General features: G+C 54.5%; 25 protein-coding genes. 9 read left to right on the plus strand and 16 right to left on the minus strand.

What is annotated here, in order from left to right; genetic code table 11:
- The first annotated feature begins 392 nt into the window (after positions 1–392).
- On the plus strand, positions 393–1430 hold the full coding sequence (locus tag XM38_RS25190; protein WP_187329538.1) for a GUN4 domain-containing protein: 1038 nt from the start codon (positions 393–395) through the stop codon (positions 1428–1430).
- Positions 1431–1616: 186 nt separating this feature from the next.
- On the opposite strand, the gene XM38_RS25195 is transcribed toward XM38_RS25190, so the two are convergent.
- Complete coding sequence (locus XM38_RS25195; RefSeq protein ID WP_080811207.1) at positions 1617–2147, minus strand: REP-associated tyrosine transposase; 531 nt, start codon at positions 2145–2147, stop codon at positions 1617–1619.
- Between the two features lie 180 nt (positions 2148–2327).
- Between XM38_RS25195 and XM38_RS25200 the strand changes: the two genes are divergently transcribed.
- The 4 genes from XM38_RS25200 to XM38_RS25225 all read left to right on the plus strand — a co-directional run bounded on the left by XM38_RS25200 (position 2328) and on the right by XM38_RS25225 (position 5021).
- Positions 2328–3698 carry an IS4 family transposase gene (locus XM38_RS25200; RefSeq protein WP_080812500.1) on the plus strand — a complete coding sequence of 457 codons (1371 nt, stop codon included), beginning with the start codon at positions 2328–2330 and terminating at the stop codon, positions 3696–3698.
- 61 nt (positions 3699–3759) lie between these two features.
- Positions 3760–3906, plus strand: a complete 147-nt coding sequence (locus tag XM38_RS25205) for a type II toxin-antitoxin system Phd/YefM family antitoxin (RefSeq protein ID WP_187329539.1) — start codon at positions 3760–3762, stop codon at positions 3904–3906.
- 495 nt (positions 3907–4401) lie between these two features.
- Complete coding sequence (locus XM38_RS25220; RefSeq protein ID WP_137455227.1) at positions 4402–4719, plus strand: hypothetical protein; 318 nt, start codon at positions 4402–4404, stop codon at positions 4717–4719.
- On the plus strand, positions 4716–5021 hold the full coding sequence (locus XM38_RS25225; protein WP_080811210.1) for a DUF433 domain-containing protein: 306 nt from the start codon (positions 4716–4718) through the stop codon (positions 5019–5021). Before XM38_RS25220 ends, XM38_RS25225 begins: the two co-directional genes overlap by 4 nt.
- A 568-nt stretch (positions 5022–5589) precedes the next feature.
- On the opposite strand, the gene XM38_RS25235 is transcribed toward XM38_RS25225, so the two are convergent.
- The 9 genes from XM38_RS25235 to ureE form a co-directional block, all read right to left on the minus strand.
- Entirely contained in the window at positions 5590–5874 is a 285-nt protein-coding gene (locus tag XM38_RS25235; protein WP_080811212.1) for a Nif11-like leader peptide family natural product precursor, read from the minus strand.
- A gap of 117 nt (positions 5875–5991) precedes the next feature.
- A complete protein-coding gene (gene urtE / locus XM38_RS25240) occupies positions 5992–6744 on the minus strand; it encodes an urea ABC transporter ATP-binding subunit UrtE (RefSeq protein ID WP_202978967.1) in 753 nt (250 codons plus the stop codon).
- The gene (gene urtD / locus XM38_RS25245) at positions 6741–7487 is read right to left on the minus strand and encodes an urea ABC transporter ATP-binding protein UrtD (protein WP_080811214.1); all 747 of its coding nucleotides are present in this window, start codon (positions 7485–7487) and stop codon (positions 6741–6743) included. The genes urtE and urtD overlap by 4 nt, the downstream gene beginning before the upstream one ends.
- A complete protein-coding gene (gene urtC, locus XM38_RS25250) occupies positions 7484–8680 on the minus strand; it encodes an urea ABC transporter permease subunit UrtC (RefSeq protein WP_080811215.1) in 1197 nt (398 codons plus the stop codon). Before urtC ends, urtD begins: the two co-directional genes overlap by 4 nt.
- Positions 8681–8686: 6 nt before the next feature.
- Positions 8687–9859: an ABC transporter permease subunit gene (locus XM38_RS25255; protein WP_080811223.1), complete on the minus strand. Its 1173-nt coding sequence runs from the start codon at positions 9857–9859 to the stop codon at positions 8687–8689.
- 225 nt (positions 9860–10084) lie between these two features.
- Positions 10085–11392: an urea ABC transporter substrate-binding protein gene (gene urtA / locus XM38_RS25260; protein ID WP_080811216.1), complete on the minus strand. Its 1308-nt coding sequence runs from the start codon at positions 11390–11392 to the stop codon at positions 10085–10087.
- Between the two features lie 235 nt (positions 11393–11627).
- Positions 11628–12260 (minus strand): urease accessory protein UreG, encoded by a 633-nt coding sequence (gene ureG, locus XM38_RS25265; protein WP_080812491.1) that lies wholly within the window; start codon positions 12258–12260, stop codon positions 11628–11630.
- 161 nt (positions 12261–12421) lie between these two features.
- Positions 12422–13111, minus strand: a complete 690-nt coding sequence (locus XM38_RS25270) for an urease accessory protein UreF (RefSeq protein ID WP_080812488.1) — start codon at positions 13109–13111, stop codon at positions 12422–12424.
- Positions 13092–13529 (minus strand): urease accessory protein UreE, encoded by a 438-nt coding sequence (ureE, locus tag XM38_RS25275; RefSeq protein WP_080812485.1) that lies wholly within the window; start codon positions 13527–13529, stop codon positions 13092–13094. Before ureE ends, XM38_RS25270 begins: the two co-directional genes overlap by 20 nt.
- Positions 13530–14117: 588 nt before the next feature.
- Between ureE and XM38_RS25280 the strand changes: the two genes are divergently transcribed.
- Complete coding sequence (locus tag XM38_RS25280) at positions 14118–14696, plus strand: helix-turn-helix transcriptional regulator (RefSeq protein ID WP_088431440.1); 579 nt, start codon at positions 14118–14120, stop codon at positions 14694–14696.
- A 38-nt stretch (positions 14697–14734) separates the two neighbouring features.
- Here XM38_RS25280 and XM38_RS25285 read toward each other — a convergent pair whose 3' ends face one another.
- The 3 genes from XM38_RS25285 to XM38_RS25295 all read right to left on the minus strand — a co-directional run bounded on the left by XM38_RS25285 (position 14735) and on the right by XM38_RS25295 (position 16791).
- Entirely contained in the window at positions 14735–15337 is a 603-nt protein-coding gene (locus XM38_RS25285) for a DnaJ domain-containing protein (RefSeq protein WP_080812481.1), read from the minus strand.
- Positions 15338–15406: 69 nt separating this feature from the next.
- Positions 15407–16033, minus strand: coding sequence for an ATP-dependent Clp protease proteolytic subunit (locus tag XM38_RS25290; RefSeq protein WP_088431442.1), 627 nt, complete (start codon positions 16031–16033; stop codon positions 15407–15409).
- 77 nt (positions 16034–16110) lie between these two features.
- On the minus strand, positions 16111–16791 hold the full coding sequence (locus XM38_RS25295) for an ATP-dependent Clp protease proteolytic subunit (protein ID WP_088431444.1): 681 nt from the start codon (positions 16789–16791) through the stop codon (positions 16111–16113).
- 179 nt (positions 16792–16970) lie between these two features.
- Here XM38_RS25295 and XM38_RS25300 point away from each other — a divergent pair, with 179 nt between their 5' ends.
- The 3 genes from XM38_RS25300 to XM38_RS25310 all read left to right on the plus strand — a co-directional run bounded on the left by XM38_RS25300 (position 16971) and on the right by XM38_RS25310 (position 20380).
- A complete protein-coding gene (locus XM38_RS25300) occupies positions 16971–18218 on the plus strand; it encodes a vWA domain-containing protein (protein WP_080812479.1) in 1248 nt (415 codons plus the stop codon).
- Positions 18219–18297: 79 nt separating this feature from the next.
- The gene (locus XM38_RS25305) at positions 18298–19353 is read left to right on the plus strand and encodes a dipeptide epimerase (RefSeq protein ID WP_088431446.1); all 1056 of its coding nucleotides are present in this window, start codon (positions 18298–18300) and stop codon (positions 19351–19353) included.
- On the plus strand, positions 19337–20380 hold the full coding sequence (locus XM38_RS25310) for a DUF1611 domain-containing protein (RefSeq protein ID WP_088431448.1): 1044 nt from the start codon (positions 19337–19339) through the stop codon (positions 20378–20380). The genes XM38_RS25305 and XM38_RS25310 overlap by 17 nt, the downstream gene beginning before the upstream one ends.
- A 35-nt stretch (positions 20381–20415) precedes the next feature.
- Here XM38_RS25310 and infA read toward each other — a convergent pair whose 3' ends face one another.
- From infA to secY, 3 genes are all read right to left on the minus strand, one after another.
- Entirely contained in the window at positions 20416–20640 is a 225-nt protein-coding gene (gene infA / locus XM38_RS25315; RefSeq protein ID WP_006276978.1) for a translation initiation factor IF-1, read from the minus strand.
- A gap of 291 nt (positions 20641–20931) precedes the next feature.
- Complete coding sequence (locus tag XM38_RS25320; protein ID WP_080812476.1) at positions 20932–21507, minus strand: adenylate kinase; 576 nt, start codon at positions 21505–21507, stop codon at positions 20932–20934.
- On the minus strand, positions 21507–22820 hold the full coding sequence (gene secY, locus XM38_RS25325) for a preprotein translocase subunit SecY (RefSeq protein WP_080812475.1): 1314 nt from the start codon (positions 22818–22820) through the stop codon (positions 21507–21509). Before secY ends, XM38_RS25320 begins: the two co-directional genes overlap by 1 nt.

Below are 22820 nucleotides of genomic sequence, written 5' to 3' on the forward strand. Positions count from 1 at the left end.
GAGAGTGCCGTTTCCAGGCGAAAGCCTTTATTATCTAACAGCTGGGCTGTCAGGTGGAAAAAATTAACAGCATGGTCGCGGAGACGGCTAAACATTCCGGCGGAACCAGCAACCACCTTAGGAGAGTCAGAAACTGGGGCCAACCCGGTCAATCGGTCTGAAGAAATATCAGTAGAGTCAACGATTACTCAGCAAGTATATGACATTAAGTACACCAACGATTCTGAATTGGTGAAGCAGATTGTGCTGAGGATGGCTCCCATATTGGACTATAGCAATCACAGTTGAATTTCGAACAGCATTCCATAGACTATAGGCTTTGTAAGCGATTCTCATTCTAAATTCAGTTAGGCTTGCTATATAACCCTCGGCGCATCAAACAGTTTATTAATTTGTTTCGATTACGAGTTTTTATTGCTGATAATACCGGGCTTTTCAATCAAGTAACTCACCCATCAGGTGCAATATATGAATTTCCCCTAACCCTGGAACAGCTCAGCAAATTTACGGCCCTGTGTATCAAGTATCCGCTCTTACGGGTAGACCTAGAAAAAGATGAGACATTACTGTCTCACTTACAGAAGCGGGCTTTATACGCTGGCACGCAGGATACATCGAATAACGGCCATCAGAATGATGCCAATGGGGAACAAATAGCTAGTGACGCAGCGAGCCCCAGGGTGGAATACTGGATCAACCAGCCTCAACTGGCTCAACTGCTGCGTTTAGGCTGCGACACCTCAAAGGGGGACGACAATCAATGGAAAGACACCTACAGTTTTGAGACTGTTGATATTAAAAAACTGCTTCAGGTTTCCCCCCAGGTACTTCCCATCGATCGGGTTGGACTGCGCTCTGAAAAGGGGGTTGATTATCGTCGCCTGCGCGCTTATCTAAGGGCCAAGCGCTGGCGAGAAGCCGATGAAGAAACTTACAGAGTTATGTTAAAAGCCGCTGATCGAGAAGAGCAAGAATATCTTGATATCGACGACATCAAACGTTTTCCCTGTGCCGATCTGCAAACTATTGATGGCCTCTGGGTTACTGCCAGTAATGACCGATTCGGCTTTAGTGTGCAGAAGCAGATTTGGATAGAGGTGGGTGGTAAGCTTGATTTCGTAGATGGCTACAGTGCGCCGATTACGGCAGGTAACTTTGTCGATTTGGTCAGCCGTGGCTTTTACGATGGCCTAGAGGTTGAAGATAGAGATGCCGTGTACGCGGCCTATGAAAAGATGAGCGATCGCAACGGATGGCGTGTAAATGGAGAGTACATCCGCTACAGTCAAGTAACTTTTGATACCTCAGCCCCGGACGGACACCTCCCTCGTGGACACCTCCAACGTGTGAAGGGAGTCGGGTTCGGACGGGGTGGGGTGTTGTTGGTTGTTCCTTCTCTCGCATCCAGACTTGTAAACTGTAGCAGATAAGCGCTCCAGCCCGATCCAAACGTTTTATTGCTAACCTCCTCCACACGGAAAATCAGGTGTTTCGGAGGTTTGTTACCTGGCACCGGGGGTCACGTCGTATCCGCAAATTGAGCAGTCCCAGTAGTTTGATGGGCAAAGGGCTCTGCCCGTGCCCATCAAACCCCTCGAATACCATGCTCCGCCTTGCTATTCCAATTCCATATCATCAAAAGCCGCAATAGCCTCCATATGGGTTCCCCAGTCGGCTTGGTAAAACCCTTGCGTAACCGCTCGATGAAACGAACTATAAGGCCAATCCGCAGGTTGCTCACAATAGCCGTGTTTCACCGGATTGTAGTGGATGTAATCCAGATGCCGCTCCCAATCTTGCTGATCTCGAATCCAATGCTCCCAAAAGCGCCGCTGCCAAATGCCCTTTTCCCGCTTGCGTCGTTTAGAGTCATTCACGCAGCCGTCTTTTAATCCGGCGGAAAACTTACGTTTGATAACCATCCAGCGTATCGAAAAATTATCGTCATCCTCGGGCAATCGCCAGAGAGTATGTAAATGGTCGGGCAGTACTACAATGCCGTCAATAACAAAGGGATGTCGCTGCATTCCGTGTCTGAAAGCTGCTCTGAGACGATCGATATTGCGAATCAGCAACGGTTGACGGTTTTGCGTGACGACTGTGAAGAAGTACGTTCCTCCAGGGTGGTAATAGCGTCGGTAGTCCATAAAGTAAATGGCTGATGAGCTGATGGGCACGCTGCGCTTTGCCCATCTTACTGGGGCTTTTAGGCTCAGCTCATCAGTTAAATGAACTAGAGTTGAATGGCACTGACATAAGAGAGCAAAAAAGGCTTCAAGCGCTTGATCTGTAAGAATCAAAGCGTCGAAGCCCATAACCATGTCTCTATGATGCCGAATCGTGCAGCAGTCCTCAAGGAGCAATACCAGAACAGCATCGGTCTACCGTTTAGCGATGTGCTGCCGGAAGCAGAGATTCAGGCGGTGCTGGAGGCCCAGGGAGTCACTTATCGCCAAGTGCTTTACACCCCGATAGTGGTGCTGTGGAGTTGGCTGTCGCAAGTTCTCGATTCGGACAGCAGTTTGAGCCATGCTGTCAAGCGCGTGACGACCTGGATGCGGGTGGCTGGATTGAGCGTGCCGTCGGCGGATACGGGCGCCTACAGCAAAGCCCGCAAACGCTGGCCCGAATCGATTTTTCCACCGCTTGTAAAGCGCGTCGCCACGGCTTTACAGGCGCAGGTATCCCCAGCTCAGCGGTGGTGCGGTCGGGTCGTGAGGGCGTTTGATGCGACGACGATTTTGATGAGCGATACCGAAGTGAATCAACGGGCGTATCCCCAGCACAGTAATCAAAAGAGCGGCTGTGGCTTTCCCCTCCTGAAGCTGCAAGTGTGGTTTTGTGTGACCACAGGAGCGGTATTGGAAGTCGCAATGGCTCCCTTTCGGGTCAGTGAATGGCGCTTAGCCCGTCACCTCTATCAGACGTTGTGCCCAGAGGATGTGGTGGTGGCCGATTCGGCTTACGGCACCTATGTCGATTTGGCTGGAGTCACCGCGATGGGAGCCGATGCCGTCTTTCGCAAGCATCATCAACGCCGTTGTGATTTCAGGCGCGGCAAAAAGCTAGGCATTGGCGACCACATCGTCCGGTGGCAGCGCCCGAAAAAATGTCCTCATGCCCTTTCACCGGAGGAGTTTGAGGCGTTGCCCGAGGCGCTTGAGGTGCGCGAAGTCTATCTCTCGATTCAAGTCCCTGGGTTTCGCCCGAGCAACTTTGTGGTAGTGACCACCTTGATAGACCCCAAACGCTATCCTAGAGCCAAATTGGCCCAACTCTATCAGTTGCGTTGGCAAGCCGCTGAAGTCAATCTCAGACATCTCAAAACCACCTTAGCCATGGAGATGATTGCCGCCAAAACCCCTACCATGGTGACTAAAAGTATTTGGGTGCATTTGTTGGCCTACAATCTGCTGCGAACGCTGATGTGGGAAGCCGGCGCCGATGCCGAGGTCGGGGCTTTGCGGCTCTCCCTACAGGGCACGCGGCAACAATTCAATCATTTCCGACCCGAGTTGCTGCATCTCTCGCCATCTGCGCGACCGCAAGGCTACCAAGCCTTGTTAAACGCTGTGCGGGAGTTGATTATCCCTTTTCGACCGCACCGCTCAGAACCCCGAGTGGTCAAACGTCGCCCCAAACCGTTCCCCAGAATGCAAGAACCGCGCTCGGTTGCGAAAGCTAAACTAGTTGCTTGATACGGCTTATGTCAGTGCCATTCTACTAGAGTTGAATGACAATAGCTCAAAGGAGGTTTCTATGGACGCAATCACGACTAAGCAGGCAGAACAAGACCTCGACGGACTCATTGAACGAGTTATTGCTGACGTACAGCCCACCATTCTCTGTAACGACAAGGGCGATCGCGTCGTTGTCATGCCGCTTGATGAATTCAACGCCTGGTAATACCAATTTTGTATGAAGCGCACGTCTTCACAATTCCTGAAAGCCTTGACACTTAAGAGTTTCAGTCAGCCAATAGTTGCAGCCTCAAATGTAATTGGTATAAGAAACGCTCTACCTCCTCTCCAATCCCGCTAATGCTGCCCACCTGATGGGCTCCATACAAGACGCTAAAGCCGGAAACGTTACCGAGCAGGAACTAACCTTAGACACCGACTAAACTAAGAAGTACACCAACTTCAGAGCAGGTGAATTGCGATAATGTCAGCGCTGATTTTTCAAGTCAATGCATTCTGGGATGCGGATGCAGCGGTCTGGGTTGCAACTAGCGAAAAATGAAGCTATCCAATGTTTCTCAGCCAATTTCCAAGTCAAACGCAACAAGTCTTACCGCGATCGCTATCAGCTTATCGGTGTAACCTTTGGTAGACGTAGGCTTAAGATCATCTTTCAGCTCAAGGAGCATAACATCGTTCGTATTATCACTGGATGGCCATTATGAGTATCAGCCCCAACCCCCATCACGCACTATCTGAAGCAGAGATTGATCGCATCGTTGAGCAACAAGCTGATGACGAGACCGCCTGGGAAGAGTCCATTGCAGTGAATCGACAGCCTGCCTTTTTAGTCTTACCAGAGGACGTCGCTGAAAAAGCCTCATTTTTTGCTAGTTTGTACCACGCAGACAGTGTAGAGTCCTGGCTTGTTCAAATTATTCAGCAAAGGATCGCGCTAGAAGAAAGCGCTTTCAACAAAATTGAAGCTGACCAACGAAACGGGATGAAGGCTTCATACAGTAAAGGAAAGAACCAATGACGACTGCATCAACCAACATCGGCACACTGGTCACACGCACACCCGGCCTCCATGGCGGGAGTCCCCATATTTCAGGTAAAGGTATTACCGTGCGTCGCGTTGTTACTTGGTACAAGCGGGGTTTAAATGCAGAGGAAATCTGCGATCGCATCGGCAATCTGACCCTCGCAGAAGTGTATGCGGCTCTTACTTACTACCACGCCAACAAAACCGAGATAGAAACTGATTTGGCGATGCAAGCTGCCGAAGCCAAGCGTTTAGAGTCGCTTCATGGTGGAAATCAGCCAGCTAGCCATGAGTGAAATTCGGCTATACATTGACGAAGACTCCATGGACCAAGCCTTAATTAGTGCCCTAAAAGCCAGAAATGTAGACGTGATCACGGTTCTGGATACTCAAACCGAAGGTTAGCTTGACGCAGAGCAACTTACATTAGCAACCTCTCAAAAACGAGTACTGTACAGCCATAATGAGGAGGTGATTGTGAAATGGCAGACGTAGAGAACTACCGTCAACTCGTCCAATCCCCGAAACACTCCACCAAGTAAACTTCACCTTGATTCAGCACCTCCACAATCGAGCCCAGCGTTGCGGCAGGCGCATGAACGCGATCGCCTAAATCGATATCCTCCTTCAGCCGAACCGTGTCATGATCTTGCCCCCGACTCAATCGTCCCCCTAAAAACAATGCAGCCGCTATCTGTGAAGATACGACTGCACGCGGTAAATAGACTAGAGCTAAGCCAGGCACACCTATCGCGAGCTGAGGACAGGGCTGAGCACTCAAGTGTCCAGTCTAGGAAGGCTAACTGGTTTGCCACCGCTGTGGGGTGACGATACTGCCATAGCTGCACCTATGCCGAACTCAGGTTATTTATTGGGATCGCCGCTGAAGGGCTGCACCCCAGTCGGGGGATAGTCGTCATGGTTGGGCCCAAACAGTTCTAGAACAGCATCCACCAGGTCGCCAAAGAAACCTCGCTTCTCTTGGATGGCTGGAATCGCCTGCTTCAGATGATCGGATGAGAACTCATAGCCATGCTGCTGGGCCAAGTTCACCAGCTCGTTAGGATGATCGGCATCCTGTAGCCGTTGTTTTAGTTGCTGATCTTCAGCGGCTTTCGACAGAAAATCAAGGGCCTTCTCTTTGGACATGGGTGATCCCTCTGCAAACTCCTTTAATTTTAGTGTCTACGGCCATGGCCCTGGTCGGCTGCGGTCAGCAACAGGCCGTAGTAAATCTTGAGAAGCCGCAATGGGAAGGGTATCGTGCTATACCGCCAGGAAAGTTTGAATCACCTCGTTGCTGAGGTCTTCGGTGGGCCCTGACGCGACAATGCCGCCCTTCTGCATGGCGTAGTAGTAATCGGCCTGGCGCACGAAGTGGAGATGCTGTTCCACCAGCAAGACGGAAATGCCAGTGGTTTCAATGATGCGGCGCACGGCGGCCTCAATATCCAAAATGATCGACGGCTGGATCCCCTCGGTGGGTTCATCTAACAACAGTAATTGGGGTTGGCCCATCATGGCCCGTGCGATCGCAAGTTGCTGCTGCTGGCCGCCGCTGAGGTCGCCTCCCATGCGGTTCAGCATGGTTTTCAACACCGGGAATAGTGCGTAGATTTCCTCAGCCACTTCTTGGGACCGCTGACCTCGTGTTCCCAGTGCCTCCTGGCCGATGAGCAGATTTTCCTTCACCGTCAGCCGGGGAATAATTTCCCGCCCCTGGGGGACGTAGCCAATGCCCAGACGCGCCCGCCGATCCGGAGAGAGCGACACGATGGACTGTCCTTGAAAATAAATATCCCCGCGGCGGGGGCGCAACAGCCCCATGATGTTCTGCAGCAGCGTCGTCTTACCGACCCCATTGCGGCCAATCAGGCACACCATTTGCCCCTTGGGCACGGTGAGGTCCACATCCCGGAGGATATGGCTTTCGCCATAGTAGAAATTCAACCCTGAGATGTGCAGCATAGGAGCCGTCAACGGATCCTGGGGCATCGTCGCCGGGGCGCTATGGATCATGCCTCCACCTCCTGACCTAAATACACCTCAATCACGCGGGGGTCACTCTGCACCTGATCCATGGTGCCCTCACACAACACCGAGCCCTGGTGCAACACGGTCACCTGGCGAGCAATCTGGCGCACAAACTCCATGTCGTGCTCAATCACGATCACCGAATGACTCTCAGCTAGGGCCACCAGCAATTCACCGGTTTTCTCGGTTTCTTCGTCCGTCAGCCCCGCCACCGGCTCATCCACCAACAACAAATCTGGGGACTGGGCTACCAACATGCCGATCTCCAGCCATTGCTTCTCGCCATGGGAGAGCAAGGCTGCCGGGACATCGGCCTTATAGTCGAGGCCAATGGTCTCCAACAGGCTACTCACTTGGCGCTTTTCCGCCGTGGCAGCCTGGCCAAGTAGGGTACTAAAGACACTCTTAGCCCGGTTGCCAGAGAGTTCTAGATTTTCCCGCGGCGTCAGATTCAGGTAGATTCGAGGGGTTTGAAACTTGCGGCCAATGCCGAGTCGGGCAATCTCGTGTTCTTTATATTTTTTTAGATCCTTGCCCTTGAAATAGGCCGTGCCCGTGGTGGGGTTGACCTTGCCCGTGATCACATCGAGGAAGGTAGTCTTGCCGGCACCGTTGGGGCCAATAATCACCCGCAATTCTCCCTCTTCCATACGAAAGTTGAGATCATTAAGGGCTTTGAAGCCATCGAAGCTGACCGTCAAGGCCTGAATATCCAGCAGGGTACTCATGGTTGACCTTCCTTCAGGGTTTGGGGCTCTGTCAGGGGATTGGTCGACGACTCTTCTGCTGCCATGGCCTCTTGGGCCAGCAGAGTCGGTGAGGTCAGCCCCAGCCAGCGCTGCACTTGCAGGCCGAACTGACGTCGTAGCCAGCCAATGATGCCATCGGGTAATACCGTCACGACGATTAAGAACAGGGCCCCTTGGAAGAACAACCAAACATCGGGAAAGCGTTCACTCAATAGACTGCGGGCCATATTCACCAGCACCGCACCAAAAATGGCCCCGACTAGGGTGGCCCGACCGCCGACGGCGACCCAGATCACCATCTCGATGGAGAAGGCAATCTCCATCACCTGGGGGGAGATAATCCCCGATTGCACGGTGTAGAGGGCGCCGGCGATGCCAGAAATGCCACCGGAGACGGCAAACACCAGCACTTTAAAGGCAGCCGGGTTGTACCCCGAAAAGCGGACCCGGTTTTCATCGTCACGAATGGCCACCAGTAGACGGCCGAAGCGGCCACTGGTGAGCCAGCGGCAGAGTCCATAGACCAGCACCAGGGCCGCCACCGTCACTAGGTAAAAGATGAATTGCATGGCAGCGCTGCCCACCTCCCGACCTAAAAACACGCTGGTGTCGGTTTTGAGGCCGTTGGTACCGTTGATCAGCTTCTGCTGACCATTGAAGAAGTTGAAGAAAACGACCAGGGCCGCCTGGGTCAAAATCGAGAAATACACCCCGCGAATGCGGTTACGGAAGACCAGATAGCCCAAGAGCCCGGCCACAATAGCGGGCACTAAGCCTAAGGCGATCAGGGTAAAGGGTAAGGAGTAGAAGGGCTGCCAAAACCAGGGCAGTTGGGTGACCCCATAGAGTCCAAAAAAGTCTGGTAATTGACCCTCACCTAGGCTATTGAGCTGCAGGTGCATGGCAAAGGCATAGCCGCCCAGGGCGAAGAAGATGCCATGGCCCAAACTCAGCAGCCCGGTGAAACCCCAAATTAAATCGATGCCCAGGGCGACGATGGCCAGGGCCAGGAAGCGCCCCAGCAGCCCTAGGCGAAAGCCGGTGAGCAGCAACGGCATCAGTAAGGCCAGCACCAGAGCGATACTTGCGATCGCACCGAGCTCAATCACCAAGCGACGCTTACGACTGGCACTCACCGAAGGACGCGGTTGCGAAGAGGTGTTTACAGTCATGCTGAGTTATGCCTCCACCGATCGACCTTTCTGAGGGAATAACCCCGCCGGTCGCACCTGTAAAAAGGCAATAATTAGGGCAAACACCATCACCTTAGCCATGCTGGTCGTGGCAAAAAACGTGAAAAAGTCAGTCACCGGCTGTAGGGCTTCATTCCCCGTCAGCAGCAATGCTACGGTGCCCGACCCCACCAGATACGTGACAATGCCGATCAACAGGGCCGCCACGATACTGCCCACCAACTTACCGACGCCACCGACCACCACCACCATGAAGGCATCGACGATGTAATTGCCGCCCAAATTGGGGCCGACAGAGCCCAACAACGTCACCGCACAGCCGGCAATCCCAGCCAGCCCAGAGCCCAGGGCAAAGGTAAGGGCGTCTACCTGCTCGGTAGGAATGCCCAAACAGGCACTCATGGCCCGATTCTGAGTGACAGAACGCATCTTCAAGCCCCAAGTGGTGCCATTGAGAAACCAGTAGACCGCCACCAAACAGAGAATGGTCAAGGCAATGATGAACAGCCGGGCCGACGGGAACTGCAGCGTGGCTCCCAGAGACACACCTCCCCGCAGCCAAGACGGCGGTGTCACATCCACATTGCGGGTACTAAACCAGGCCCGGGTAAAGGTAGGGTTACCAGCCCCCTGGACTACCAATCCAGCCACCAGGGCAATGGCAGCTGATAGTATTGACACCACGGGATTGGCCCAACGAGCAATTCGAGCCCAGTCAGTGTAGCGGCTTAAGATCCAACGTCCCACTCCAAATAGCAGGGCAAAGACACCCAGGCCGATCACCATGGGCCAATTCACGCTGCGCACGAATTGACGCAGAATCAAACTCACACCCCAAGTGGCCAATAGCGTTTCCAGAGGGCGACCGTATAGAAAGCGAATCACACTGCGCTCTAGCAGCAATCCCACCAAGGCCGCCACTAAGAAGGCCAAGGGCAGCGCCACCAAGATATAACTCTCAACGGCCCAGTCTCCCAAGCCATTGGCGCCATTTTGGACCACATAGGTGGTGTAAGCCCCCAGCATCATCAGTTCCCCATGGGCTAGATTAATCACCCCCATCAGGCCAAATACAATGGCCAGCCCTAGGGCTACAATCAACAGCACTGCACCGATGCTGATGCCATTGAATAGGCCGCCAACCAAGCCCTCTAGCAACACATCATCTACCCATGAACAACACAAACGCATCAATCACTCTGGCGCGGCCAACGGCCCAGGCCGAGTTTCAAGCTATCAAGATTAGCAGTCTCAAAGAGTTCAGAGAAAGCATCTCGCCCCCCACCGAGGACCTTAGATCCGTTTACCGCCTGGCTATCAGCAGAGGCTGATCACGGCGAGACTGTTATGGCTCTGCAATCAGCCTCCAGGTGCGGTTGGGGACTAAGCTTCAACTTCGTACTTACCGCCCTTAGCAGGGTCAGACCAGTCGCAGCCGAAGCCTTGGGTTTCAGGAACGTATTGGTTCCAGGGCTGCGGATCAACCGGCCCATCCGTAGACGAGACAATGTCGAATAGACCGTCATCCCGCACCTGCCCAATCCGCACGGTCTTGGAAATGTGGTGATTGGGATTCATGGTAACTGGCCCTTCCGGCGCCGCAAACTCCTGACCGTAGGCGGCTTCTCGCACGGCGGCCAAATCTGTGGTACCGGCAGCTTCGACAGCCTGCTTCCACAGGTAGACCATGATATAGGCCGCTTCCATGGGGTCGTTGGTCACCCGATCATCGCCGTATTCAGCTTTGAAGTCGGCTACCCACTGCTCGTTTTCAGGGGTTTCCACGGTCTGGAAGTAGTTCCAGGCGGCATAGTGGCCGACGAGGAACTCCTTGCCGATCTGGCGCACCTCTTCCTCGGCAATGCTGACAGACATGACCGGATACATGTCGGGGGTCATGCCGGCCCCCTGCAACTGCTTGAAGAAGGCCACGTTGCTGTCGCCGTTGAGGCTGTTGAAGATGACCCCGCCTTCGGGCAAGGCGGCCTTGATCTTGGTGATGATCGGGGTAACTTCGGTGTTGCCCAGGGGCAGATAGTCCTCACCCACCGTGTTGCCGCCCTTGGCCTTGAGTTGCTCTTTGATGATGGTGTTGGCGGTGCGGGGGAAGACGTAGTCAGAGCCGACCAAGAAAAAGTCACTGCCTTTGTTCTCTAGCAGCCAGTCCACGGCAGGCTCAATTTGCTGGTTGGGGGCTGCCCCGGTGTAGAAAATATTCTTGGAGCACTCCTGACCCTCGTACTGCACCGGGTACCACAGCATGTGGTCCTTGGATTCGAACACGGGCAGGACGGCCTTGCGGCTGGCGGAGGTCCAACAGCCGAATACGGTGACCACTTGATCCTGGTCGATTAGCTTCTCGGCCTTCTCGGCGAAGGTGGGCCAATCCGAGGCTCCGTCTTCTAGCACGGCTTCGATCTGTTTGCCCAGGACACCGCCATTGGCGTTGATTTCCTTAATCGCCAGCTGCTCAGCGTCGACCACCGTGGTTTCGCTGATGGCCATGGTGCCACTGAGGGAATGCAAGATGCCTACCTTAATGGTGTCGCCGTCTGCCGCCGCCGTGGGGGCATCTTCTTCACCGCCGGTGCTGTCGGTGGGAGCAGAGCCACAGGCCTTGAGCAGCATCGCCGTTCCTAGGGTCGCCGAGCCGTAGGCCAGAAATTTCCGTCTGCCAAATCGAGTTGTCATGGTACCTTTTCGCTCCTGACTCAACTGCACGCTCGCCATTGGCGACGCACACGAACTCAGCTGAGATATTAGAGTCAGGGGTTTTCACGAAATGTAGCCTGGGATACAAAACTGCCAGTTCCCTCACTTGAAAGCCGACTGCCATGACCTGACAACCTATGGCGGCTATGCTGGGGTTCGGCTCAGACAATGGGCTGCTGCAGGGTTTTCACTGTCAACCCCCTGACCAGCCCCCTTAGACATTTGAGTCGAGTTTTTTGGCCTCGGTCTCGACAAAACCATGACATCCTATGAAGTCGATGATCGTGTCTAATCCCATTTGGGTCTTCAGATTGGTAAACACAAAGGGCTTGTCCCCTCGCATTTTGCGGCTGTCTCGCTCCATGACGCCTAAATCAGCCCCCACCAGGGGGGCCAGGTCAATCTTGTTGATCACTAGTAGATCGGAGCTGGTGATGCCGGGCCCCCCCTTGCGGGGGATTTTCTCGCCGGCGGCGACGTCGATGACATAGATGGTTAAATCTACTAACTCGGGGCTGAAGGTTGAGGCTAAGTTATCGCCGCCGCTCTCGACGAAGATCAAATCCAGGGGCTGCAAGCGCGTTTCTAATTCCTCGATGGCAACTAAATTAATGGAGGCATCTTCCCGGATGGCGGTATGAGGACACCCTCCCGTTTCTACCCCGAGGATGCGATCGCACCCCAGGGCCCCACTGCGCGTCAAGAACTGAGCGTCTTCTTGGGTGTAGATGTCATTGGTGACTACGGCAATGGAGTACTGCTGCCGCAGGGCCTTACACAGGGCGTCGACCAGGGCGGTCTTCCCGGAGCCCACGGGGCCTGCGATGCCAACACGAAAAGGAGTCATAGACGGTTATTCTCTTGTGTAGAAAGGGGGGCATGGATCTCGATAGTTATGATTCTAGGCTGCCAACCGAAGAATGCCATTCTAGTCTCATTTTTCCCTGTCTAACATGACGAGAAGTTGCCGCCTCCACCCTGCATCACATTTCTCCGGGTTTCCACCTCCTAACTCCTGAACAGGCGAGAATATAGAGTCTCATGGGTCATGCTGGCCAGGCTAGGTCCCCAACCGCTGACCACCAGTTGGTCGTCTGCCAGGGTGGGAATCGCCGCCGCCACCTGCGCCAGGGTGGGGGAGAGATCGAGGAGGAGCCGTTGGCCCACGGTTTGCCCCAGGGGCACGAGTCTGATCGCCGCATTGACCAGATTACTGGCCCAGCTCTGCAGATACCCCAGCATGGCATCCTCGGCATCGATCTGCCAGCGGACCGCCGCCATGGCAAATGCGATCGCAAAGTGACAGGGCCCCGCCACCGCCGTCACCCAAGGTGCTATATCTGGGTGTAGCGCCTCCAGGGTACGCACCAGGGCCCGTCCCATCTGCCAGCTCTGCTGTCTCAACTCAGCGGTCTCGCGCAGGGCCGACAGCCAGGCATTCCAATAGTCCAGGCGCTCTAGCTGATGGACCTGGAGGGCCTGGTATCCTCGCAGCATCACAGCTGCCTCCAGCCGCACCGCCCCGTAGCAGAGTTCCTGCTCCAGCCAGTGATATATCTGGTCTGGGGTCTGCAGCACCTGCCGTTGAATCAGGGTTTCCAACCCCTCCGAATAGCTAAAGGCCCCCACCGGCAGGGCTGGACTAGCCAGTTGCAACAGCCGCAACAGCGCCTGGGGATCAGTGGCCATGGTGCCCATAGGCTCCCGCTTCCGGCTCGAAGGCCGCCACCTCCGCCGTCACCTGCACCCCTAATTGCAGCAGCAGCTTCTCCAGGACGGGATCGGGTGTCAGCCGCAGATAGGTCGCCGTCACCTCCAAGGGCACGTGACGATTGCCCAAGTGGTAAGCTGCCCGCACCAGTTGCAACGGCGTGGTCGCCGTCACCGTCAACACCGGCTCTGGCTTGGCCACCACGGTAACTATAGTGTTCTCTGCCGTGGCCAAGCGATCACCGCCCCGCAACACCGTACCTCGCGGCAAATTTAGATACACGGGTCGACCATCGTCTGCCTGGAAACGATGACGCGATCGCACCCGTTCCGCCGCCGTTAACGACAAGGTCGTCGCCACAGGTCTCGACTCATCTGACGACACTCGGCGAATCAGCACTAACATCTCACCGGAATTTCCCGCCACACCTCTGATTTTACTGATTGATGGCCTGATTTTAAGTACCTATGCTGCCGCAGCAGCCCCAAACGCCCACATCAGTGGGCTTGACTCCCCTATCTCAGCTCAGCGTCCTGCCATGACCCCCCATTGATGTCCCAGACACTGGCCTATGGGATTAAGACAATTTGCAAACTGGCACGAAATCTCCGGAGTCAGGGGATTGAAGACTGATGTTCTCTATAGATGAACTTTAATTCACATCCGCGTGAACTTCAGATGAATCGACTGTTTGTTTTCCCTGGGCCCTACCCGTTCCTATGGACATCCAGGATGGTTATCAGGAACGTCAGATCTGGCCTTGGATGCGGTTTAGAGTGTTCTAGCTAAAACTCATCCCAGGGCTGGCTGAACCGGCCCAATAGGCTGAGTTCAATCGCCTAGATCAGAATATTTGTTGAGATGGAATACTCTTAGCCCCTAATTCCCCAGCGAGTCAATCCAGATCTTTTCACCAGACTCCCAATCGAGGTTGCACTACCCAGTAACCCACAACTGTCTGATGTATTTAGGTGTATTCAGGAAAGCCCCCCAATGAGCACACGTTTCGCCGCCCTCCCTTTCACGTCCCTACAGTCTGCCCCTTCTCTGCCCCCCAATCCCATGACAGCGTCCTCCAATGCATTAACCGCCGCGATTTTGGAGGGATTCAGTGATGGCCTCCTCCTCCTCACCGTAGAGGGTCGCTTGTTACATGCCAATCGCTTTGCCCAGCAGATCTGCCAGGAACTCACCCCAGAGCCAGACACCACCCCGCAGATACCAGAGCGGATTTGGCTACTATGCCACCAACTGATTGACAGCCGAGACTTATTTCCCGACAACATCATCGTGTTGGAAGATGAATTTACCAGTCCCACAGGGCGTATCATTAGAGCCCGAGTCCAGTGGTTCACCTCCAACGGCACTGATAGCCTACTCGTGACCCTAGAAGACCGGACACGACTCTCCAAGAGTGCTGCCCTCTTCGAAGCCCGACGGTTTCAATTGACCCCCCGGGAGACAGAGGTGTGGCTCCTGCGTAAAGCCAACAACAGCTATGAAGCCATTGCCAACCAACTCTTTATCACCATCAACACGGTGAAACGCCATCTCAAAGAGCATCCATGCTAAACGCAGCCAGGTCCTAGAAGAACAAGTCTCCTAAGCGGTCATTCTCGAGGCGGCGAACGCTGGCTCAGCTGATCCAAATCGTGGCGGATCTCCTGCCCTAAGGAGCGGTTATGGGGATCCGTACGCAAAGCCTTATGGAGATAGCGGTTTGCCTTCTCGTACTGTCCCTGGTGGAGCAAAGAACGGCCCCAGCGCTGGTAAGTAATGGCTTGCCACTGCCGTATTTCTAGATCTCGAGGCATACGTTGGGCCAAGGCTTCCACCAGAGCAATGGCCCGGGGAAAGCGCTGCTCCTTGAAAAACCGCTGCAGTTGCTCAAAGCTTTGCTGCTTTAGCCGCTGTTCTTCAGGGGAAAGGGTTGGATTCGGCTGCACCTGGGGAGGAGCCGCCGCTGCAGCATGCGGTTGTTCTGGCCTGACCGCAGTCCTATTGTCTACTGGAGCCTCTATCGGGGAGGGCAACACTTGGCTCAGGGCTCGATAGGCCTGAGTAATTTGAATGAAATGCTCGTGGGCTTGTCTATCATCTGGATTCACATCGGGATGATAGCGACGAGCCAACCGCCGATAGGAGGCCTTCACCTCTGCGAAGGAAGCTCCTGTCCTCAGCCCCAAAACCCGGTAGTGATCTGCAAGACTCATAGATCAAATGGCAGAATTGCTCAGAATTCTGCCATCATTTTGACGATTTACCTAATCCCTAGCATCGAGCTAGGCCTGCGTGGTAGCTAGTTCTTGGGTACGTTCTTCGATCATGCGATCGATCAGCCCATATTCCACGGCTTCTTCTGCGGACAAGAAGTAATCCCGATCGGTATCTTTCTCGATCTGTTGAATGGACTTGCCAGTATGGCGGGCCATCATTTCATTCAGTTCCTGGCGCACCCGCAGGATCTCCTTGGCCTCAATGGCAATGTCACTGGCTTGTAGGCGTTGGCGACCGGTCCCTCCCATGGGCTGATGAATCATGATCCGGGCATGGGGCAAGGCTAGGCGCTTACCAGGGCTGCCAGCGGCCAATAAAAAGGCTCCCATGGAAGCAGCCAAGCCGACGCAAATGGTAACGATGTCAGACTTGATGTACTGCATGGTGTCGTAGATAGCCATGCCCGCTGTCACAGAGCCCCCTGGCGAATTGATGTACAGGTAAATGGGCTTGGAGTTATCTTCCGAATCTAGATAGAGCATGGCGGCCACAATGGAGTTAGCTATGGTATCAGTGACCTCTTGCCCCAAGAAAATAATGCGCTCTTGGTTCAAGCGGGTGTAGATATCAATCCACTGGGTATATTGGCTTCCCGGTAAGCGATATGGAACTTTTGGCGTACCTATGGGCATAGTGCTTTCCCAACCTCAGACTAAGTCAATGGGGTATTCAATCAACAAGAGCAGGCTCTCAACCCAGAGCCAAACGGCTACCCGACCTCAGCGGGCATTTTGGGGAGTTCTTTGCGGCTTTCGAGGACGCGGTCGATGATGCCGTATTCCTTAGCTTCTTCGGGGTTCATATAGAACATCCGGTCGGCATCCTTTAGGATTTTGTCTAGGGATTGACCAGTATTCTTGGCCAGAATTTCCATCATGGCCCGCTTATTATGCAGAACCTCTTTGGCCCGAATCTCGATATCGCTTGCTTGTCCCTGAGCACCGCTGCGGGGCTGATGCAGCACAATGCGGCCATGGGGCAGACTGGCCCGAAAGCCTTTGGTGCCTGAGGCTAGGATGATAGCCGCCGACCCCATCGCCTGACCAATGCAGATGGTATGGATGGGCGGCTTAATGTAACTCATGGTGTCACAGATGGCAAAGGCTTCGGTGTCGTAGCCAATCATGTTGCCGTCATACCATGAGGTGCCCGTAGAGTTGATGTAAAAGTAAATGGGCTTATCGGGATCATCGAATTGCAGGTACAACAGCTGCGCAATGATCAACTCGGTGACATCAATGCCTACCTGCTGCTTCACATCATCAGAAGAGTACAGAGGTAAACCTAGATAGACAATCCGCTCTTTGAGTAAGAGCGAGGGTAAATCCGGGGGAGGAGTGCGGTAGTAAGCATCTCCGTAGTAGGGCGCTTGCACGGCTTTAATCGTCAACTCATAAACTGCACGGCGGCGCCTGGGGCGCTATCTTTTACCTATAGTAACGCGATGGTGAAGATTGCCAGGGATGGGGTAGTCAGGCGGATATCCTCACCCGGGAATGCCAGGATAGTATTACTACTGCTGCTGTGAAAGGTTGCGGTTATTTCTTCGTCCTCCAGGAGCCCTAAGTCATGAAAGTGGGTCTGCACGGTGCCTTTAATGATGCCCATGTGGATGGCGCCCAATCGGGTAGTCAACGGCAATTGGCCCTATCGGTTGCAGCCGTTGCCGATGCAGATCAACGCCAAGCTCCGCTCAATCTCTGTCTGATTCTGGATTACAGCGGCTCTATGAACGGGGCTCCGCTACAGACAGTACAGCAGGCAGCTTATACCATTGTCGATCATCTTGATGCCCAGGATTCGCTCTCGGTGGTGGGGTTCAATCACCAAGCTCATGTGCTGGTAGCGAGTCAGCCGGTGGCGGAACGCGATCGCATCAAGGGGCAGATCAGCCGCTTGCAGGCCAAGGGGGGCACAGCCATCGATGAAGGCCTCAAGTTAGGCATCGAAGAAGTGGCCAAGGGCAAGGAGCCCCACCGCATTTCTCAGATATTTTTGCTGACGGATGGAGAAAACGAACACGGTGACAACGATCGCTGCCTGAAGCTGTCTACCCTGGCGGCCGATTACAACCTCACCCTCAGCACCCTGGGGTTTGGCGATCACTGGAACCAAGATGTGCTAGAGCACTTAGCCGATGCCGGTGGCGGCAGTCTCTCCTACATTCAGAGCCCAGACGATGCCATGGCAGCCTTCAGTCGTCTATTTGACCGGGTTCAGTCTGTGGCATTAACCAATGCCTATCTCCACCTAGAGTTTGCATCAGGGGTGCGGCTGGCGGAGTTTAAGCCCATGGCCCAGGTCTCGCCGGAGACGGTGGAGTTATCGGTGACCACCGAGGGAAATCGGGCCGCGGTGCGGCTAGGGGATTTAATGGTTGACAGGCCCCGGGTAGTCTTGGCGAATCTCTACATTGACCAGCTGTCTACAGGTCAGCAAGCCGTGGTGCGGGCCCAAGTGCAGTACGACGTTCCTGGCCAAGGGCTGCTCGATCAGACCTCTGCCCCATTAACCCTATCGCTGGCGGTGCAGTCTGCCTATGAACCGGCCCCCGATGAGGAGGTACAGCAGTATGTCTGGGCTCTGGCCAAGTATCGCCAAACTCAGATTGCCGAGCAGAAATTGCGGCAGGGGGATCGCCAGGGGGCGGTTACCCTACTGCAATCAGCGGCTCAAACGGCTCTACAGATGGGGGATAGCAGTGCCGCCACGGTGCTGCAGGATAATGCCACTCGACTCCAGGCTGGCCAGGACCTGTCGGAGCGCGATCGCAAACAGACCCGCATCGTCTCCAAGACTCGCCTGCAATCCCATTAACCCCTCCATTAACCCCTCTAGTACTGCACCACAATGATTTTGATCGGTGCAGCATCTCCCCCTCTCCCCCTCCCCAGCTATGGACATCCACTGGCACCCCTTCACGGTACACAAGCGCATCCCCTTGACCATCAGTCGCGGCACCAGCCATGGCTCTACTAATATCTGGCTGCGGCTGCAGCAGGATGGCATCGAGGGCTGGGGGGAAGCCACGTCCTTTTCCATTGGGGAGCGGGGTCAATCTAGCGATGCGATCGCAACCGACCTCGCCTCCCTAGCCCCGGCTTTGAAGCCGTTGCATCCCTTAGATGGTCAATCCCTAGAGGATATCTTGAGCGAAGCCGGCGTCGGATCGGCCACCCGAGCCGCCCTCGACATTGCCCGCCACGACTGGCTGGGGAAACGGGCAGGCCTGCCCCTGTGGCAACTCTGGGGCCTCGATCGCCGCCGCATCGGTCCCACCTCCGTCACCATTGGTATCAGTTCCCCCGCCGCTGCCAGCCAGCGGTTGCAGGATTGGTTACAGCAGGGACCGATTCACGCCGTTAAAGTTAAATTAGGCAGCCCCGACGGCATCGTCGCCGATCAAGCCATGCTCTCTGCCCTGCGGTCTGCCCTGCCTGCGACGACCAAGGTCAGTGTGGATGCCAACGGTGGCTGGTCTCTGCCCCAGGCACTCACCATGGCCCAGTGGTTAGCCGACCAAGGGGTCAGCTACTTGGAGCAGCCCCTAGCCCCTGGGTGGGAAGCCGATTTATATCCCCTCCACCAAGCCTCACCCCTGCCTCTGTTTGTCGATGAGAGTTGCTTTACCAGCCAGGATATTCCGCCCCTGGCCGATCGAGTCCATGGCATTAACATTAAGCTGATGAAGTCCGGGGGCCTCAGCGAAGCCCTGCGCATGATCCACACGGCTCGGGCCTGTGGCCTGCAGGTCATGTTTGGCTGCTACTCCGATAGCAGCTTAGCTAATACCGCCCTGGCTCAGCTGTCTCCCCTGGCTACCCATCTGGATCTCGATAGCCATCTCAATCTCAAAGACGATCCCTTCAGCGGAGCAGATTTCCACGACGGCCACCTGATCCCCAACTCTCAACCCGGTCTAGGACTGAGTTACCATGCGCCTCACCCCTGAGCACCGTATCGCCTTGCTGATGCACGAAGGCACCCAAAGCCCTCGGGGTAAGACAGGGCTGGCTATGCTGCGGTATAGCCAGTTTCCGGTTGTCGCAGTCATCGACCATGATTGCGCCGGGCAATCCTTAGCCGCCGTAGCTGGCATTGCCAAACAGATCCCCATTGTGGCTTCCGTTGAGGACGCTTTAGCCTTTGGTCCCGACGTGTTAGCCATCGGCATTGCCCCCTCCGGTGGAGCCCTGCCAGCTCCCTGGCTGCAAGAGGTCAAGCAGGCTATCAACGCTGGCCTGTGTGTTGTCAACGGCCTGCATACTCCCATGGCCCAAGATCTGGAAATGACCCGGACACTCAATCCAGGTCAATGGATCTGGGATGTGCGACAAGAACCCCCAAGTCTGCAAGTTGGTTCAGCCCTAGCCCAGACCCTGCAATGCCGGCGAGTTTTAACGGTAGGCACTGATATGTCTGTCGGCAAGATGTCCACCAATCTAGAACTCCATCGAGCCAGCCTGAAGCGAGGCCTGCGCTCCAAGGTGATTGCGACGGGACAGACCAACCTGATGCTAGGGGATGATGGCATTCCATTAGATGCCGTCAGGGTAGACTTTGCCTCCGGCGCCGTCGAGCAACAGGTGATGCGCTACGGACCTGACCATGACATTCTCTATATCGAAGGCCAGGGATCTTTACTAAACCCGGCCTCTACGGCCACTCTGCCGCTGCTGCGGGGCGCCCAACCGACTCATCTAATTCTGGTCCATCGAGCCGGCCAAACCCATATTCGCAACTGTCCCCAGATTCCGGTTCCCCCTTTGCCCAAAGTCATTCACCTGTACGAAACCGTTGCCACCGCCGCTGGAGCCTTTAGTTTCACTAAGGTGGTTGGCATCGCCCTCAATACGGGCGATCTCGATCAAGGGGAGGCTGCGATCGCAATTCAATCTACCCAAGCAGCCACAGGCCTACCCTGCACCGACGTTTTCCGCTTTGGACCAACCCCGCTCCTAGAGGCTATTCTGGCCTGATACAGCTGGGAGCCACCATTGATTAGCTACCAGACCTATTTCTTCCGCAAGCGATAAGTAATACGCCCTTTCGTGAGGTCATAGGGGGTCAATTCCACCTTAACCCGATCCCCAGGCAAGATTTTGATGTAGTTTCGCCGGATTTTACCGGAAATATGGGCTAACACATTGAAGCCATTGTCCAAATCCACCCGAAACATGGCGTTAGGCAACGATTCTGTCACCGTTCCTTCCATCTCAATAAGATCTTGCTTAGACAAGTAGCTAATCTCCTTAACTGCGAACGACAAATAAAAATGCCCCGAAGCAAGCTCATCTAGTCCCCGTCTACTGACTGCATGCCTTGCGCCGCTGCTAACAGCGAGCAGCCCATAGCCATTTACAGTAGACCAGCGACCAGTAGCATCTCTACGGAGCCTTGAGTTGATTAGTATTGTTTTCTTAAGCCTAGCAAATAAGCGTTAATTTTCGTATCACTCTCGAGAACGACCCCGGGAGAAAACATAGCCCCCCTTTCGTTGGTTGTGCTCTGACCAGCACCTCTACAGCCGTCAACTAGCCCCTGCAATATCATCAGGCTGAATTAACTTAGTGAGCTCAGCGGTCACTGCCTCCATGATCTGATTACCATCTACAGAGATTAATTGCTGCCGCTGGCGATAAAAGTCGATCAGGGGCTCTGTCTGCTGTCGATAGACCTGTAATCGATGGCGAATCACCGCTTCAGTGTCATCTTTACGCCCCCGACTGAGTAATCTCACCAGCAGCACCTCGTCAGGCACCTCCAGATTTACAACGCAATCATAGGGCTGAGCCAACTCACTTAATAGGTCATCTAGAAACTCAGCTTGGGGAACATTACGGGGAAACCCGTCTAGAATCCAACCCGCTTGTGCGTCTGCTTGCAGAAGCCGTTCCCGAATTAATCCCAGCATCAATTGATCCGGAACCAACTCTCCAGCATGCATATAATGTTCAGCTTTCTTGCCTAGCTCTGTCTGCTGGCCAACGGCTGTCCGCAGAATAGCTCCCGTAGAAATATGAGGCAGCTGGCAAATGTCAGCCAGAATCTGCGCTTGAGTGCCTTTACCGGCTCCAGGAGGGCCCAAAAAAATCAGTCGTGTCACTATTGCTTCACCATCCCTTCGTAGCGCTGGGAGATCACATAGGTCTGAATCTGCTTGGCGGTATCGATGGCAACCCCCACCAAAATCAGCAGAGATGTCGCCCCTAACCCTCGGAAGGTTTGCACGCGCGTAGCACTCTCTACAGCACTGGGAATAACAGCTACTAACCCCAAGAAAATGGCGCCTAAAAAGGTTAGACGATTCAATACCCGCCCGATATACTCAGTGGTGGCTTTGCCGGGCCGGATACCCGGAATACTGGCCCCCATTTTCTTCAAGTTCCGGGACATATCCTCTGGATTCACCACCAGAGACGCGTAGAAATAGCTGAAGAAGAGGATTAAGAGTAAGTAGAGGGTGATATAGAGCCAGGAGGTTGTATCGAAATAGGTATTGACAAACTCTACGAAAGCAGGATTAGAAATATACTGACTCAAGGACAGGGGCAATACCAACACTGCTGAGGCAAAGATAATCGGCATTACGCCCCCTTGATTCAGGCGCAATGGCAAGTAGTTACTCTGCTCTAAATACAACTTACGACCAACTTGGCGACGAGCCGAAATGATGGGAATTCTCCGCGTTCCCTCCTGCACGAACACAATGCCCACGATCATCGCCAGGAACACCAACAGCAGAATAATCACACCGCCTACCAAACTCCGATCCCCACTCTGGGCCAGTTCTATAGTCTGGCCCAGGGAGCGGGGTAGAGTCGAGACAATATTGATGAAAATGAGCAGTGACGCTCCATTGCCAATGCCACGCTCCGTGATCAGCTCACCCACCCACATGACAAACATAGAGCCTGCGGTTAGGGCAATCACCGTCTGCAGCACAAAAACAGGGCCCGGCTGCTCGGCAAAGGGCATCAACAAGAACAGCGATAACAGCGTGCTCTGCAAGACTGCCCAGCCTAAGGCAACATAGCGAGTAATCTGAGAAATTTTACGACGGCCGGCTTCGCCCTCATTCTTCTGTAGGTCTTCTAGCGCTGGCAGCGCCGCCGTGAGCAGCTGCATGATGATCGAGGCATTGATATAGGGCAGGATCCCTAAAGCAAAAATACCTAGGGCCGAGAGGCCGCCGCCCACAAAGATATCAATGAACCCGATGAATCCGCCTAGTCCCCCCCCCTGAATAGCCTCGGAAAAGGCAGCTCGGTCGATGCCGGGAACTGGGATAAACACCCCTAGACGCACCAATACCAGCAACCCTAGGGTTACCAGTACGCGACCCCTGAGCCCAGCCGCCTGAGCCATTTGCATAAAAGTTTCCTGGGCACTCGGGGCTTTGCCTCGACTGACAATCAT

Origin of the sequence: Halomicronema hongdechloris C2206, from assembly GCF_002075285.3 — a bacterium.
GTDB lineage: Bacteria > Cyanobacteriota > Cyanobacteriia > Phormidesmidales > Phormidesmidaceae > Halomicronema_B > Halomicronema_B hongdechloris.

Coding starts and splice junctions, on each gene's coding strand:
- XM38_RS25195 (WP_080811207.1), bottom strand. CDS start 2,147: ATGGACTACCGACGCTATTACCACCCTGGAGGAACGTACTTCTTCACA.
- XM38_RS25200 (WP_080812500.1), top strand. CDS start 2,328: ATGATGCCGAATCGTGCAGCAGTCCTCAAGGAGCAATACCAGAACAGC.
- XM38_RS25205 (WP_187329539.1), top strand. CDS start 3,760: ATGGACGCAATCACGACTAAGCAGGCAGAACAAGACCTCGACGGACTC.
- XM38_RS25220 (WP_137455227.1), top strand. CDS start 4,402: ATGAGTATCAGCCCCAACCCCCATCACGCACTATCTGAAGCAGAGATT.
- XM38_RS25225 (WP_080811210.1), top strand. CDS start 4,716: ATGACGACTGCATCAACCAACATCGGCACACTGGTCACACGCACACCC.
- XM38_RS25235 (WP_080811212.1), bottom strand. CDS start 5,874: ATGTCCAAAGAGAAGGCCCTTGATTTTCTGTCGAAAGCCGCTGAAGAT.
- urtE (WP_202978967.1), bottom strand. CDS start 6,744: ATGATCCATAGCGCCCCGGCGACGATGCCCCAGGATCCGTTGACGGCT.
- urtD (WP_080811214.1), bottom strand. CDS start 7,487: ATGAGTACCCTGCTGGATATTCAGGCCTTGACGGTCAGCTTCGATGGC.
- urtC (WP_080811215.1), bottom strand. CDS start 8,680: ATGACTGTAAACACCTCTTCGCAACCGCGTCCTTCGGTGAGTGCCAGT.
- urtA (WP_080811216.1), bottom strand. CDS start 11,392: ATGACAACTCGATTTGGCAGACGGAAATTTCTGGCCTACGGCTCGGCG.
- ureG (WP_080812491.1), bottom strand. CDS start 12,260: ATGACTCCTTTTCGTGTTGGCATCGCAGGCCCCGTGGGCTCCGGGAAG.
- XM38_RS25270 (WP_080812488.1), bottom strand. CDS start 13,111: ATGGGCACCATGGCCACTGATCCCCAGGCGCTGTTGCGGCTGTTGCAA.
- ureE (WP_080812485.1), bottom strand. CDS start 13,529: ATGTTAGTGCTGATTCGCCGAGTGTCGTCAGATGAGTCGAGACCTGTG.
- XM38_RS25280 (WP_088431440.1), top strand. CDS start 14,118: ATGAGCACACGTTTCGCCGCCCTCCCTTTCACGTCCCTACAGTCTGCC.
- XM38_RS25285 (WP_080812481.1), bottom strand. CDS start 15,337: ATGAGTCTTGCAGATCACTACCGGGTTTTGGGGCTGAGGACAGGAGCT.
- XM38_RS25290 (WP_088431442.1), bottom strand. CDS start 16,033: ATGCCCATAGGTACGCCAAAAGTTCCATATCGCTTACCGGGAAGCCAA.
- XM38_RS25300 (WP_080812479.1), top strand. CDS start 16,971: ATGAAAGTGGGTCTGCACGGTGCCTTTAATGATGCCCATGTGGATGGC.
- XM38_RS25305 (WP_088431446.1), top strand. CDS start 18,298: ATGGACATCCACTGGCACCCCTTCACGGTACACAAGCGCATCCCCTTG.
- XM38_RS25310 (WP_088431448.1), top strand. CDS start 19,337: ATGCGCCTCACCCCTGAGCACCGTATCGCCTTGCTGATGCACGAAGGC.
- secY (WP_080812475.1), bottom strand. CDS start 22,820: ATGATTGTCAGTCGAGGCAAAGCCCCGAGTGCCCAGGAAACTTTTATG.